The sequence below is a fragment of the Cytobacillus sp. GQ23 genome (assembly GCF_059758675.1).
The window spans coordinates 34,437-51,944 of record NZ_JCAXER010000019.1; the positions used below are offsets into that span (position 1 = coordinate 34,437).

4 protein-coding genes are annotated in these 17,508 nt (G+C 36.2%); all 4 read right to left on the reverse strand.

Going from position 1 to position 17,508, the window contains the following annotated elements; genetic code table 11:
* Window positions 1-83: 83 nt before the first annotated feature.
* Window positions 84-1,214, reverse strand: coding sequence for a sensor histidine kinase (locus tag AC6CHU_RS16505; RefSeq protein WP_251284134.1), 1,131 nt, complete (start codon window positions 1,212-1,214; stop codon window positions 84-86).
* Window positions 1,215-1,762: 548 nt separating this feature from the next.
* Window positions 1,763-1,966: a hypothetical protein gene (locus AC6CHU_RS16510; RefSeq protein WP_498122363.1), complete on the reverse strand. Its 204-nt coding sequence runs from the start codon at window positions 1,964-1,966 to the stop codon at window positions 1,763-1,765.
* Window positions 1,967-2,173: 207 nt separating this feature from the next.
* Window positions 2,174-14,380 (reverse strand): amino acid adenylation domain-containing protein, encoded by a 12,207-nt coding sequence (locus AC6CHU_RS16515; RefSeq protein ID WP_498122365.1) that lies wholly within the window; start codon window positions 14,378-14,380, stop codon window positions 2,174-2,176.
* Window positions 14,373-17,498: a cyclic peptide export ABC transporter gene (locus tag AC6CHU_RS16520; protein WP_498122367.1), complete on the reverse strand. Its 3,126-nt coding sequence runs from the start codon at window positions 17,496-17,498 to the stop codon at window positions 14,373-14,375. The genes AC6CHU_RS16515 and AC6CHU_RS16520 overlap by 8 nt, the downstream gene beginning before the upstream one ends.
* Between the last annotated feature and the right edge of the window lie 10 nt (window positions 17,499-17,508).

A 17,508-nucleotide genomic window follows, 5' to 3' on the forward strand; every position in this document is an offset into this window, starting at 1 on the left:
CTGTCCCGCTGCTCCCGTTGGAGTCTCGCGCCTTACGCTTCAATCAACTCAGTGATAATACTTGATTAACCTCTTAAGAGCCTTTACGAGTGCGAAATTATTTTAATATATCCGTTAACTATGAAGTGTCCTTCGGTTTGGTACACTTTTAATCCGCCATTATGTTTCTCTAAACGCTGCCGCATCTGACTTAGTCCGAAGCCTTCGTGATAGGTATTTTTTCCGGTTACCGGGTTCCGTATTTCGAATCGGAAGATGCTGCCGCCGGGTGCTTCGAAGGTGATGTCTGCTTCTTTTGCATCACTATGCTTCATGATGTTGGTTAATGCTTCCTGGACGGATCTGTAGATCACAAAGGATTGTTCACCCGTCAGCGGAGCGGAAAAGGCCCCGTATTTGACAGAGAAATGGATGTGCATCATGTTTTCGAGCTCAAGCTTACGAATTAAACGCAGGATGCCTGGAAGGCCGCCGGTGTCGTTAGCTTTCAGGGATTTGACAGCCCTGCGTGTTTCATCAAGGCTTTCATTCGCCAGTTTCTTTAATGATTCCACTCGTTCCTGTTCCTGCTTAGAGGCTTGGAGCCGAAACATTTCCAGCTGCATGATGAGAGCTGTCAGCTTATGGCCAACCGAATCATGGATTTCATGGGCAATCAGCACCCGCTCCTCCTGCCTGGCCAGCTCCTCCTCTGAGACTGCTCGCCTCTTTACATCACGAAACTCACCCAAAATGGCCTCATACCTTGCGGCCAGATCGATTAGCTGGTTCTTCATTTTTTTATAATGGATGAGGGCTAGGAAGAAAAAAAGAATGTAAATAGCTATAAAAATTTGATGAGAAATATCAAGATTACTATATATAGCCGTGATTTCTAAACTCAGTACTCCAAGTATCCCATTCCCTATGCTGTACCGAAGCGGCAGGCGATAAAAGCCCTCGGCGATTAGCATGGATATAATCAGAATGAGAAAAGGGTTAAAGTCGTGATTGTAGGGAAATAGGATTGCTGCTGCTATGATCGTATTCGTGCATAGGATGAGCAATAATAAATTAAGCTTTTTTTGAAACATAGGAACGATAAAAAAGAGCAGGAAGTAAAGGGCTGCTCCCAATATGTATGCTGGTAATTGATTTACAGGAAGTTGTAGATAGGCGATGGCAAATGGCCACACAATTAAGTTTAGTAAGATCCATAGCCAGTAGGATTTCATGGTATGACCCCGTTTCTTGAGGGTTTACAACTGCTTATTTTATCATTTATTAACTAAATTAACCATTTTCTGTTTCTTACAAGCAAAAACAAAATCTATACGAATTCTTTTAAAACAAAAAAGAACACCGGATAAAACCGGGCTCTGATATAGTAATACTATTAATGGAATATAGTTGAGATGAAAATACTTACTTATCTTCGTCAAATTTAATTAATGAAACTTCATATTTTCCTTCAGCAAAATTGACCATTGCATGAACCCGGTTGTCTTTATTCCCTTCTCATATCCGAAAAGAAATATTTCTGACCCATATGTACGATCTGTGAACTCATGCTCATTGATTACAACGTCCCACGCTTTTTGCTCCTTAAAATAGAACTGCAGATTCTGTGGACTTTCCTACGATCTCTTCTTTTTCATCCATAGGCATATCATTACATTCCTGCAGAATTAGCGCTGCCAAAACCAGTAAAAGGACCCTCCTACCCCTTCGGACCGAAATTAATCAGCTCGCATGAGCGAATCCAGCCTCTTTCTTGTTTGGATTATATCATACCGTTTGCCTGCCAATCGATGGATCTTTTTAGAGGTTCCAGGAAGAAATCTGCCGACCATTGACTTGCGCGTTCTTTGGCTTCTCCCTTCCAGTTATACAATTGAGTCATACTATCCCTGATCGTTTCTGAGCGCTCACCATTTTCGATCAGCTTGTGTCTGATGTCAATTACCACATCAGGTATCTCATCCATAATACTTTCATTAATTTTTCCTACGCTTTCGGCAACATCAAGCAAATTGAGAAGGAGAATCACTTAATTTCAAGTTCACTTACGTAATGCACATATCACGTGGCTATATCTTCTCCTACTTGTAATTTGTGCTTTAGCTTCCCCATACTTAAAAGACCCTAATAAAGTTAATAAACTTTATAGGGTCTTTGTTATTTTATGTGATATTTAGAATTTGAACATGACCTCTTCAATCTCTTGATTTCTTACTATTAAACTATCAACATCAATATCTTTCAATTTAATATCCTGATTGGTTACTGCGGTTTCCAAAATAAAGATAATATCTTTAGCAAACTTTTCTATAGTTTCATGCTTAAATAATTTTTTTGCATACTCCAATTCAAATTCAATGTTTTCTCCTATGTCTACATAGAGTGAAAAATCAAATTTAGATATTTTATGATGGTATTGAACAGGTGTTAACTTAATATCACCTATAAATCTGTTAAGCCCAGCATCATCTTGCAATGCCAGCATAGTAGAAAAGATAGGGTTTCTGCCATTTTCCCTCCTGATATCTAACATATCTAATAACATATCAAACTGAACGTCCTGGTTGTCGTATGCTTTGATTAGTTTGTCTTTCACCTCTAATAAGATTTTCTCAAAGGTCTTATTCTTTTCCGGAAAACTTCTCAATACAATCGTATTTGCAAACATACCAATCATATTTTGTGTATCAAAATGGCCTCTCCCGATAATTGGTAAACCAATTACAATTTCTTCCTGTGATGTGTATTTCGATAGCAGAATACTGTAAGCAGCAGATATTAACATATTCATTGTGATATCTGCATTGTAACAAAATTCTTCTAATCGCTTCTTCAGAACTATCCCCGTATTAAATGACAAACTCTCCCCTTCGAAATTCTGAAGCTCCGGTCTCGGGTAGTCTGTTGGAATATTTAATACTGGTAACTCTCCAGAAAGATCGCTTAACCAGTATTCCTTTTGCTTATTCGCTTCAGGAGACTGGAGGAATTTATTCTGCCAAACAGCAAAATCCTTATATTGAATGGTCTTATCCTGCAGTAACCTACCTTCGTACAAGTATGCCAGTTCCTCTAGCATAACATTCACTGAATGCCCATCTGATATGATATGGTGCATATCTGTAAGCAGAATATGGGTATCCCATGATAATTGAATCAATTTGACTCTAATCAAAGGGGCCGCGTGTAACTCAAATGGCCGTATGAAATCCTCAAACCAATGTTCCAGACTAGAATTAAAGCTTTGTGGGCTCTCTCCTGCTTCTATTACTTCAATTTCAACCTTAACTTCATCTGTTATATGTTGTTTCGGTTCCCCATTAACTATTTTAAAAGATGTTCTGAGAGCTTCATTTCTACTTATAAGCTCATTTAAAGCTCTTTGTAACTCAGTGAGAGAAAGTTCTCCTTCTAAAAGTGTAGCCCTAGGCATGTTATAGGCTGTCCCAACACCTTCCATTTGCTGCAGGACGTACATTCTCTTCTGTGCAGATGAAAGATCGTAAAATCTTTTATTTTTCACAGGTTCTATCGAACTATAAGAATTTATGGGCGAGTCTTTTATAAACTTGCCCATTCCTGCAATGGTCGGATTTTTAAATGATTCTCTAAGCGGTATATTCACTCTAAATTCTTTGTGAATATCGACTGTTACTTGCATTAATTTTAGTGAGTTCCCACCAAGTTCAAAAAATGATTCATTTAATCCTGTTTTATCCACATCCAAAATCTTCTTCCAAATATCTGAAATTTTTAAATCGACCGGATCTGTTGGTTCAACACTTTGTAAAGGAATTGATGTCATTTCAATTTGCCGTGAAAGACCACGGACATCAACCTTTCCATTCGGTTTTAGTGGTATTAAATTTACCCGGATATACTTAGAAGGCCGCATATAATATGGCAGAGATTGAGAAAGAAACTCTCTGACACCGGTTCCGTCCTCTTCTTCTGTCAATACCATGTAAGCGACAAGTTCTTGTTCCCTATTATCATCCTGTAACATCGGTACAACTACTGCATCTCTGACAGCAGAGTGTTGTTTGAGAACGGTTATGATTTCCTCAAGCTCTACTCGATACCCTTTAATTTTTAATTGGTTATCCATCCTGCCGAGGTATTCAATTTGACCATCATGAGTTAACCTTCCAGCATCCCCCGTCTTATAGAGACACTTCTGTTCTCCTTTTTTATTCAACTTAATAAATTTTTCTGTATTTAACGAAGAATCATTGATGTATCCTTCGGTCACTCCGATACCAGCTATACATATCTCACCCTTTACTCCCAACGGCAACACATTTCCGATTTTATCAAGCACATAAATTTGAGTATTATCAATTGGCTGTCCAATAATTCCTTCAGCTGATTGATCTTTAGTGTGCTTAAAATTAATGATCCTTGCAACAGAACCTATTGTACTTTCTGTAGGGCCGTAATGGTTCATTATATGTGTATTCGGATAGAGATTGTTGAATTTAAGAACATCTCTTGAAGATAACTTCTCTCCACCTAAGACGACCATTTTTAAGTCTAATTCACTTTGATATTTATTAAGAGAATTACTATTTACCATGTGAGTAAATAGTGAAGGAGTAAGTTTAATATAGCTAATATTTCTATCGGCTAAATACTTTAAGAGATTGTCAGGGATGGAATACTCCTCTCTGGTCAGCAAGTGAAGTTCACTGCCATTCAGTAACGAGCTATAAAGACTTGTGTAGCCTAAATCAAATGCAAACGATGATAATAGTATGGTCTTATCTGTAAAAGACAATGACGCGACTCTTGAGAACCAGGTTATATAGTTAACAACACTTTTGTTCTTTATAGGTACTCCTTTTGGCACCCCGGTAGTACCAGAAGTATAAATCACATATAGATTGTTATCACTCGTACTTCGATTTGCCGGATTTGAACTATCATTTGTATATATGCTTTCATCTTCTAATTCCAAAACCTGATATTTACTATCTAACGAATTTAGCAAGTGAGACTGAGCCAATATCACTTGAGGTCGACTTTGGTCCAAAATAAGTGAAATGCGGTAATCCGGAAACTCTGGGTCAATTGGAAGATAGGCAGCACCCGTTTTAATAATGGCTAGTAAGCCCACCATCAACTCAACAGATGGCTGAGCATAGAGGCCAATTACTTTGTCTGGGCCGAATCCTTTACTAATTAAGGTATGGGCTAGTTTATTAGCCTGTTTATTTAATTCACTATATGTTAGTTCACCTTCGCTAGTAACAAGGACTACACGAGAAGAATGTTTAATCGCTTGTTCTTCAAACAGCTGCTTCACCGTTTTTTCAGACGGAAAATTATATTCTGTATCATTAACCCTTTCTATGACATGGTTCTCTTCTGGTGTAACTAAATTAACCGCTCCTATTTTCTTTTTAGGGTCATCTGCTATTTGGTTTAAAATGATCAATAAATGATTAGCCATTCTTGATATACTGCTGGCAGCAAATAAGCCTTTATTGTATTCCAAGACAAATTGCAATTGCTTATCTTGTTCAGTTACCTTAAGCTCTAAATCAAATTTGCTTGACTTACTAGAAATATCAAATGGCTTAATTTCAAAATCTTTCACATCTGCTTGTGCGTTATCAACATTCTCAAACGCAAACATCACATCAAACAATGGATGATGGTTCAAACTTCTTAAAATATCTAAATCGTCAACTAACATCTCGAAAGGGTAATCCTGATTCTCTAAGGCCTCAACAGTAGATGCAGCAACCTTCTTAATAAATTCACCAAGTTGCAAGTTGTCCTTTGGGTTAGATCTAAGTGGCAAGGTATTTACAAACATGCCCACAACACTTTTCATTTCAGCCTGTGTCCTTCCAGCAACTGGAGTACCAACGACAATATCATCTTGACCGCTGTGTTTAGCAAGAAGAATAGTAAATGCAGAAAGTAAAAGTGTGTATAAAGTTACTCCGTTTTCTTTTGAGAACTGCTTAAGTCTCTTGCTTAAATCTGAATCTAAGCGGAAACTTATGCTATCTCCTTTAGACAATGCTGACTCTGGTCTAGTAAAGTCTGTCGGCAGATCTAACAATGGTATATTACCTGAGAAGGTTTTAAGCCAAAAGTGTTTTTGTTTGTCAAAATAACCAGATTTAATTAGTTCATTTTGCCATGATGAAAAATCCTTATATTGAATATTTATAGGAGGTAATTCCTGATTTTCGTATAAGCTGGCAAATTCCCTTATCAGCACTGCAACTGAAAGTCCGTCTGCTATAATATGATGCATATCATATGCTAAAACGAATTTAGCAGATGACACCTTAATTAAGCCTACTCTAAATAAAGGACAATCATTTAAATTAAATGGCCTTATAAAACTTTCAATAACCTCTGAGATGTTCTCTTCATCGGAAACAAAGTGTTCCATTGACCAGGAAACCTCATCATGAACTCTTTGTACAACTTCCCCGTTAACTTGATCAAATGAAGTTCTTAAGCTTTCATGACGGTTTATTAACATTTGGAAAGTCTTTTCTATATGAGATGCGTTTACATCCCCCTCAAGAACTACTGCCCCGGAGATATTATAGCTGATATTCTTATCAGCCAGCTGATCAACTATATACATTCTTTTCTGGGCAGGAGAGACTTCATAGTATGCTTTTTTATCCACTAATGTAATTGGCAGATATTTATTATCAACCTTTTTAGTTTTCTCAATAATTAGCGATAACTCTGCTATTGTAGGAGACTCAAACACATCTGCAAGAGGCAGTTCAACCCCAAATTCCATGTTGATCTTTGACACTAGTGTAATCGCACTGAGTGATTGTCCGCCAACTTCAAAGAAGTGATGATTGATGCCTATTCCTTTAATCCCAAGTATTTTCTCCCATATATCGAGTAACCTTTTTTGAATCTCATTAGTTGGTTTTTGAACCTGCTCAGCAAAGTCGACATCAACCTTCATAGCAGAAAGTGCTTTACGGTCAATCTTACCATTAGGACTTAAAGGGAACTTATCCATTTTTAAAAAGAATGAAGGGATCATATACTCAGGTACCTTTTTAGCAAGTAACGTCCTAATACTAGCCTTGTCAATATCGTTAGAAGACGTTACGTAAAACATGACAAGATACTTTTCCCCAGTATCACGCTCTTTAGCAACTACTACTGCTTCGGTAAATTGTTTATATTGACTAAGAGTTGCTTCAATTTCTCCAATATCAATTCGATGGCCTCGTATTTTTAATTGATCATCTTTTCTGCCCAATACTTGAATATTGCCATCAGGAAGAACTTTACCAATATCACCCGTTTTATATAATTTGGAACCATATCCAGTATGATAGGGATCTTCTATAAACTTATCCTGTGTCATTTGCGGTTTATTCAGGTAGCCTCTTGCTAATGGTATGCCCCCAATATGAATTTCGCCCTTTACTTCTGCTGGAACAGGCTTTAATTGATCGTTGAGAATATAAATTCTTCTGTTTGCCAGCGGTTTTCCGACAGGGATAAATTTTAAGTCTCCACTCTTAGTCCCATTGCCAGATACTTTATATAGTGTACTTGTCATAGCCGTTTCTGCAGGTCCATAAGCATTTAAAAGGTTCACATGCTCTAACTTCATTTGTTCCCATAACTTAACTTTCTCTGCTGGCATTTGCTCACCGCCAACAACTACTATTTTTAAGTTACAGTCTGGAATCTCTTGTGGTCTGGAATGCCAGGCCTGTACAATTTCTGCCCAATAGGAGGTTGGTAGATTTATAACAGATAAATCCAGTTCAGCACACCTTTTTGAAAACTGGCTTGGTGTCCATAAATCTTTATCCCTGAATACCAAAGTACTTCCTGCAGCGAATGTGGAGAAAATTTGCTCCAAAGATATGTCGAAGCTTATAGATGAAAACTGAAGCACCCGGTCTTCTGGTACCAGATTAAATTGGTTTATTATATCAATTGAATGACTAACTACCGCTTCGTGAGGCATCATCACCCCTTTTGGCTTCCCAGATGAACCTGAAGTATAAATGACATAAGCCAGGTTATCAGGCTTCACTTCAGTGTTTGGCGTATGTTTCGGTTCTAGTTCTAATGTGTCCCATTCTTTGTCAATCAATATAGTGTTGCCATCATGCACTGGCACCTTTTCCACAAGGGAGGATTGACTTAATAGAATCGGTACCTTTGCATCAGTTAGCATTAGATTCACTCTGTCACCAGGATAATCAGCATCAATCGGCAGAAATGCTCCCCCTGCCTTTAAAATAGCCAGTATACAAACAGCCATTTTCGGGGATCTTTCAAGGTAAATTCCGACCGGACTATCAGGACCGATACCTTCCCTTATCAATTTATGTGCCAGTTGATTTGATAAAGTATCCATTTCTTTGTAAGTAAGTACTTGATCGCCTTGTATCACCGCAGGCTCGTTATTTCTCTTTTTTACTTGATCTGCAAATAAATCATGAAAGCATGCATGAGGGTAATCTAAATGAGTTTGATTATTCTCTTTTAACAGAAATGATTTTTCATATTCAGAAAGCATGGTTATGTCATCCATTTTTATGTCATGCCCTCTCATCATCTCCCATAAAATATTGGTTAAATGCGTAATAAGTTGACGCGCCTCTTTTTCATTTAAGAACTTTGTATCATAAAGAAGTTTAAAATGTAATTCTGGCTGCAGGTTACAATATAATACAATCGGATAGTCCATTTGCTCTTCCACTCGGACAGACTCTACTTGCAATTTGCCAATACCATCTTTTAAAGCCTCATCAAAGGGGTAATTCTCAACAATCACAATACTCTCATAAAGGTCGTATAGAGCAGAATTTCTTGGAACTTCACTCCATCTGCGAATGTCAGCAAGCGATGCATGCTCATATTGCCGCATCTCAACCAGTTTAAGTTGTAAATCTTTTAACCATGAAGTGAGACTCATGATCTGATGGAGATTTGTACGGAATGGCAACGTGTTCATAAAGCACCCAATCATCTGATCTGACCTGTTCAGGTCAGCAGGCCTTCCTGATGATGTCACTCCAAAGACTACATCACTTTCATTCGAATATTGATTTAATAAAATAGCCCATGCTCCCTGGATCAAGGTACTTAGGGTTAACTTATGATCTTTAGCAAAATTCTGTAATTCCTCTTTCTTTTTACTTGATATATTAAAAATAACGTCACCATATGTTGGACTGTTCGTTACTTCTGCTTTTTTTGTGAAAATATCACCAAAACGCAGCGGAGTTTTAAAACCTTTCAATTGTTCTTTCCAGAATATTTCCAGATTATGATCATCTTGCTTGCATAACCATTTTACATACTCTTTATATGGTACTGCATCACCCAAGTCAATTTCTGCACCTGCACAGTATGCATTATATAACTCTCCGATTTCCTTAAGAAGGATGCTATTGCACCAACCATCCAGCTGCAAATGATGATGAGTCCAAATTACCTCAAAAGCCTGGTCCCCTTCTTGAATAACGGTTATTCTCATTAAAGGCGGGTTTGAAATATCAAAACCAGTTTGGCGATCTTTTTCTATATATTTTTCTAATAAATCCGAGCGTTCTGATTCAGTATACTGGCTCCAATTAAAGAACTTATAAGGCACATCCAAATCTTTGTGTACAACTTGGACAGGTTCTTCTAAATCTTCCCAATGATAGGACGCTCTAAGGCTTTCGTGGCGATTCAATAATGTTTGCCAAACCTCTTTAAAGACTTCAACATCTAAATCGGAATTAATTGAAAAAATAGTTTGTTCCACCGCGACAGAAGAATCCGGTGAATAGATATTATGGAATACCATGCTTTTCTGCACAGGGGATAATGACAAGATATCCTCAATAGAAGAGAACTTATCAAATAAGTAATCGATTTGTTTTTGATTTATTGAGACTAATGGAAAATCGGTTGGAGTAAAATGAGTGTTATGAACACTTTTACAGAAATGAATGATTTCTCTCAATCGATTAATATATTCGTTAGCTAACGTATCAATTGTTTCTTTTTTATGGGTATTTTCACTATACTTCCAATCTATGCGCAGCTGTCCATTTACTATCATACAATCTATATCTATCAGATGACTTCTTAGTCCATTCAGATCACGCGCTATGCCAGAGTTCACATCACTAATCTTAAAGGTGTTTTTGTCTTTAAAAATCTGTCTTGATTGGCCGAGATAATTAAAACTAATTTGTGCCTTAGGCTTTAAAAGAATTTCACTGCGAATCTCTCCACTAGATAAATATTGCAGTATCTCAAAGCCGACACCACTATTTGGTATATTTCTATACCTCTCTTTAGTTTGCATGATCAAGCCATCAGTCTGATTATTGGAATGTAAATCTCCCAGCACCATAGGATATACACAAGTGAACCAGCCAACTGTCCGAGAAGTATCATGTTCTTTAAGTAATGGAGTTCTGCCGTGCCCCTCCAAATCAACGAGTGTTTTCCCACTCCAATTCCCAATTGTTTGAGACAAGCCGGAAAGAAGGATGTCATCAACTCTTGTATTAAACGAATCATGTATTTTATGAAGGAGATAATCAGTATCATTTGCAGTTAATGTATAAGAAAGAGTATTAGCCGATTTCTCATCGTTAGGTCCATTTTTGAAATCAATCGGAATAGGATCTAGAGAAGATGGGATTTGCTCCTTCCAATATTCAACTTCATTTTTCAACTTTGTTGAATTGGCAAACTCATAAAGTTTTTCAGACCATTCCTTAAAAGAGATGCTTTTCGCCGGCAGTTGAACTTCTCCTTTGACATCTAATTGACCGTATATATTATGCAAATCTTCTAAAATAATTCTCCAGGAATAACCATCTACTACTAAATGATGTGCAGTAATAAACAGCTTACCTTCTGTCTTACTGCCATATTTAAAATAGGCTGCACGTATTAATGGGCCTTCAGTTATATTTAATCCACACTGCAATTCGTTAATAACTTCTTCCATGTTGACAGCTTGATTTTCCATGTCATATTCGTTGAATAGTATATGACTCTGGCCTTCAGCGTACCATTGTACCCACTTATTCTCTTTTTGCTGAAATCTAAGTCTGAAACTATCATGATATTCAGTAAGCTTTATTAGACTTAGCTTAAGTTTTTCAGGCTCTATATCTGCACCTGTTTCCAGCAATATAGATTGGTTCCAATGGTGCCAGTTCCTTATATTTTGATTGAAAAACCATTTTTGAATGGGTGTTAGGGAGACCTCTCCCGATATAGCAGCTTGGACATCTTTTTCTTCTTTTCCCACCCAATTTACAGCATTGGCTAATTCTGAAATAGTAGGATACTGAAACATTTTACTTACAGACATCTCTATTCCTTTTTGTATGCACCTGCCTGCTATTTGAATGCTTAAAATCGAATCTCCCCCTAGTTCAAAAAAGTTATCACTTGTACTGATTTCTATTTGATCGATGCCAAGGACGGACGACCATATTTCCACCAGCTCTTTTTCTATATTAGTTATAGGAGGAGTAAATACTTTATTTATATCCATAGCAGGTTCGGGAAGATTTTTTCTATCAATTTTCCCGATTGATGTTAAAGGTATTTTATCTATTTGAATAAAATAGTGTGGCACCATATATTCAGGTAATTTTTCTTTTAATTGTTCTTTTATTTCTTGTACATTAACTTCCTGATCTGACACAACGTAAGCACAAAGAACCTTATTCCCGTATTGGTTTTCCCAATCAATTACTGTCGCATCTATAATATTTTTCTGTATCAGGAGTGAATGAGTGATTTCCCCAAGTTCAATTCTGTAACCTCTAATTTTAACCTGCTGATCTGCCCTTCCAAGAAATTCAATCTCTCCCTCTGGCAGCCACCTTGCTATATCACCTGTCTTATACATTCTTTCATTGGGATAAAAAGGATCAGTATAGAAACTCTCTTCAGTCGTTTTTTCCAGGTTCAGATATCCTCTGGCAACACCAGATCCAGCAATATATAATTCCCCGGATACTCCGATAGGATTTAAGTTCCTGTCTTGATCCATAACATAGCATCTAACATTAGATATAGGTTTACCTAATGTTACTTTTCCTGGTGTACACTTTTTACTTAAGGCATCAACTGTTGTCTCCGTTGGACCATAATTATTATATAAATCGTAACCCCTTTGAATTAATTCATCCTTTAAAGACTCTTCAAGTGCTTCACCACCTGAGATGACTGTCTTCAAGCTGGGGAGTTTTCGGTCATGGCACAATAAACCTTTGAGGACAGTTGGAATAAAGTTAATAATATGAATCTGATGCTTATTTACATATTCACAAAAACTATCTGTATTCTGTATTAAATCTCTTTCAGCAATATGTAATGTAGAGCCAAATAATAATGTTCCAAAAAAGTCTTCCACACTTGGATCAAACACATAATTTGTTAATTGCAAAAGGTTTTTACCCTTTCCCATTTCATACGTATTCCCAAACCACTCAACTACATTTATTACGTTTTTATGTTCGATCAATACTCCTTTTGGTTTTCCTGTAGTCCCTGAAGTGTAAAATACTGTGAATAAATCGGATCCGGTCAAATCTATAGTTGGACTTTCTGAGTACGAAGAATAGTTATTCTCATCATCTAAACACAATAAAGTATTATGGAAGTCTTCAAAAATATAATCATTGCCTTTTACAGAATCCGTATCTGTTAATAAAAAACGGCAATTAGTATCCAGAAGCATATGCTTTGTCCGATCCTCCGGATTTTGAGGATCTATAGGCATGTATGCAGCTCCAGACTTAATAATAGCCAGAATTCCTGCAATCATATTTATTGAAGGATTGGTCATTATTCCAATTATGTCACCTTTTGAGACTCCATTACTTAACAAAGTATGTGATAACTTATTTGTTAGATGATCTAATTCTGAATAGGTAAGAGATTGGTCCTTATATACCACTGCTGCTTGATCCGGTGTACGGTTCACCTGTTGTTTAAACATTTCGGTTACAGTTAAGGCTAAATTCGCAGGTTTTGAGGTATTATTAAAATTCTTCAAGATAACATTTTTTTCTTCCTTAGATACAGTTTCGATTTCATCTAATGGTTTATTTTGCAAAATTTGATCAGTGATTATTTTAAAACTATTAGATAAATTTTCAATGAAATCATCTTTAAACAGTTGCTCATTATAACTAAAAGTAACCTCAATATCTTCTAAAGAAATTACACTTATTGTTAATTCATAATTGGTCATTTCAAATGCTGAATACGAGTGAAATGAAATAGCAGATTCCTTATTTAAAACCTTTTGATCCAAAGGATAGTTTTCAAAAACAACAATAGAATCAAATAGTTCTGTACTATCATTTATCTGACTATATCTTTTAATATCTGGTAACGGTGTATGTCCATATCTTTCCCAATCAAGAATCGTTTTGTTAACAGACTTAACTAAATCAGCAGAAGTGTCACCAGATTTCTTGGTCACCCGCAACGGTAAAGTATTAATGAATAGTCCCACCATATTTTCTATTCCTGAGAATGTTCCTGCTCTGCCTGATAATGTGGTCCCGAAAACAACATCATTCGTCCTGTTATTCTTTTGCAGAACCAATCCCCAGATTGTATAAATTAAGGATGCAAGTGTAACTTGATTTGTTTTCGAAAACTCATCCAGCTTTTTTTTCGATAAATTAATGCTGATATGTCTATCACTGCGATTAACGTCTGTTCTAGCTCTTTTTTGTTCTAACATCGATGGGCTATCGAATCCATTCAGATACTCTTCCCAAAACACCTTCTGCTCATTTTTGTCCTGACTAGTAATAAATTTAACAAAGTCTTTATACTTCTTTTTATTTGGAATATTTATTTCTGTTAAATTCGCCAGGCTCTCATAAGCCTGTAAAAATTCTTTAAGAATAATTCCATTACTCCAACCGTCATATAAAATATGATGATTACTTATAATCAACTCATAAACATCTTCTTCTAATTTACAAAGTGTGATCCGAAACGGTACATAGCGAAGGTCAAATTTCTTTTTCATATCCTCTTTTTTGACCGCTTGTACATTACTCCTATTATTTAATGGCTCTGTCTTCCTAAAATCATAGTAGGAAATTTTCGGCTCATGCTTTTTTAGCACGACTTGAATCGGCTCTTTGACTTTATCCCAGCGAAAAACTGTTCTTAATTGTTCATTTGTCTGAACCACTATATTCCATGCCTTTTTAAACATTTCTACATCAATGGATCCTTCAATTCTTAAAGATATTTGCTCAAAATATTCATCACTTTGGGGTTCTTTTAAATAATGAAACAAAATCCCCTTTTGAATTGGGGTTAAACTTACTATGTCCTCTACATTTTGTTTATCCAATTTAGCCATTAGCAAGTTCCTCCTTTTGATTGTAAAAAGCTTCACTCCTAGAGTTGTCTGTTAACTCAATCACCTGGCCCCTTTCCATCTTTATTATTTGATCAGCGACATAGAAGTAACGATCGTCATGAGTTATGGCTATGATGCATTTACCTTCCTCTTTCAATTCAGGGAGTATCTCCATATAAAAAAGATGCCTGAATTCCGGATCTTGATCTGCTGCCCATTCATCAAATAGATAAATCGGTTTCTCGTCTAAATAGCTTATTAATAAAGCAAGTCTCTTTCTTTGGCCGGTGGATAATTTAGTTGTACTTAATGTCCCATTTTCTATACTTACCTTTTGATCCATACGCAGCTTTTTTAAGTATTTTTCAATCTTCTGTCTTTTCTTTGAGCAATCTACTCCATACACTTTTTTAAACAAGTAATAGTCACTAAATATAGCAGAATATAATTCTCCTAACTCGTCACTGCCGATTTCCTTATCGTTCACGAGAATCTTTCCTTGATCCGGGACATATAAGCCCGTTAATAACTTTGCAAACGTCGATTTCCCACTGCCATTTCCACCTGTAATAAATGTGATTTCATTAGACTTAAATTCACAATTAAACGGCCCTACATGGAAAGAATCACGATTTTTTTTATCATACTGGTACCCTACTTCACTTACTTTTATATTGATGCTATTAGTGTTATCTACACCGAAAGGAGTGTTTGGATATTCCCTCTCCATTGAAGATAAATTGTTTTGAAATTCGTTTATTCTTTTCCAGCTTATTTGCATTTGAATGGCATTAGGTATTGCATGAAGGATACTGTTTATTGGTCCAGTCATATAAAGGAACACGAATACATAACTTTGTAAAAACTCACTTTGAATATGCTTAAACATTAAAGGAAAAAGGAATGTAACAGCACCAATTACCAAGACAAAAAGAAGCTCGCCGATTATGAAAACATTAGCAAATTTCAGTCCGCCTTTAATCCTTTTCTCTTTATATTCCTCACAACTTTCCTTCATATCGTCCTCAAATTCGTTGCGCTTTTTCTCTCCAATACTTAACTCTTTGTACCCGCCAATTAAATCATTAATGTATCTGAAAAATATGTTCTGAATGTTTCGGGTCCTCTCCCACAAATTGTTTGCTGACCGTCCTGCTATATAGTACATACCTGCGGCAAGTAGGATTACCCCAATAGAAATAAGAAGGCCGTAAATATTTATAACCCCCAAATACACGAGACAGCATATAAGGGTAATGGAGTCAGTCAACCCTGTAATAATAGTAGGAGCATGATTGCTTATAGCTTCTGTATCATTATTTAAGGTAGTTTGTATCTTTTCAGTATTCATTCTTTCCATATTTTCATATGGAGTGTTGAGTATTCGATTTAATAATGTAACCCTCTTTTGATAAATAAGATTATTTGTAAGAGTAATTAATTGTGTACGTACAAGCTTCTGTGCAAATACATATACAAGGATTCCAATAAAGAAATACAAAAACAAATCTAAATTGGAGTTATTGGAACGATTTAGGGCCTCATTAATGATAAATATTATCATCGCGTTCCCAAATCCACTTGTTACACTTAAGATGAATAAAGGGAATAGGTTTTTGTTATTATTCTCCATAGGAAACACATAGATAAGAGATAAGTACAGACAGAATAAAACAATTGCTGTTAACACAGTCCATGCAGCAATCAACATTGTTATAGGCGCCCAAACTTTAACAAATCCCCAATCTATGTTTGTTAGAAACACAGAAGGAACATTATATATTCCATAAGCTAAGACTGCTGCTATCAGTATATTAATCAATGGCACAGCATATCGTTTAGCCTTGCTCTTTTGAAGAACCCTTTGTCCACGGATCAATTGAATAATTGTTCGAGTTATAAAGAAAAGAGTTATACATATAAAAGGAATCATGAATATAATCAGGGTAAAAGAAAATGCGTCTATGCTTTTATACATATCTTTAGAATTAGCCATTACTTCCCTGTTTAATATCATATCAAGTACCCCTCGCCCTATATCCTCGGTAATAGCAGTATTTAAATTGGCCATAACTGCAACACCAATTTTATCTTCCGGGCGAAAAATAACAAAAGAAGAATAGTTTGGATTGCTCCCTGAATGGGAAACCTCGCCTGAACCTATCTGATAAACTTCCCATCCACCTGAATATGATGAACCATCAGAAGATGGGGGGACTGACCGATTAGGTATGTGAGAATCGCGAACAGCCTCGTTAAAAGCTGAACCAGCTTCATGCTCCCCCATCTGCAATCTCAGCCACTGTTCCATATCATTTGCATTTGAAATAAAGTACCCCGCAGGAGTATTCCCCCTAAAAATAGGTGCTTTATATTCCATGGGTTTTAAAAATGCAAGTTTGTATCCCTTTGCCATACTTGAAGATGTTTCATTACTAAAAAGAAAAGTATTATTCAAATCTAATGGAGCAAGTACATTTTCATCCATATATTGTTCATATGAAAGGCCAGTAACCTTTTGAATTACCAAACCTAGAATGTCATAATTAATACTGGCATATTCAAATTCCTCACCTGGAAATGCATTTAGCTCCTGTTTCATTACTCCTTTAACTGTATCTTCTAGTGCAGTATCACTTCCTGATTCAGGTATATTTTTAATTGTGTGAAACGGTATACCGCTTGTATGATGGAGAAGTTCTTCAATGGTTATATCAGCATTCACTTTTTTGTCGCCATTGTGAAACGCCATTTTAAACCAGGGTATATATTCATTCACATTTGAGTTCAGCCCTATTTTTCCTTCTTCAACAAGCTTGTAAATTGCAAGAGCTGTAAATGCTTTACTATTGGATCCAATTTCAAATAACGTTTCCTCTGTAACCGGCTTTTCGTCCTCTAGATCTGCATACCCAAAACCTTTTTTATAAACAGACTCGTTACCATTCACCACTACTACAGATAATCCAGGTATCTTTCCTTTGTTCATTTGCTCTTTAACAAATGACTCCAGCTTTTCTCCATCATCAAAGTTATCCGCCAGAACTTCATTTGATGGATTTATTTGGAATATTAAAAGAATTACATATAACAAGATAACCAGCTTATGTGTCTTCATTACTTTTAGG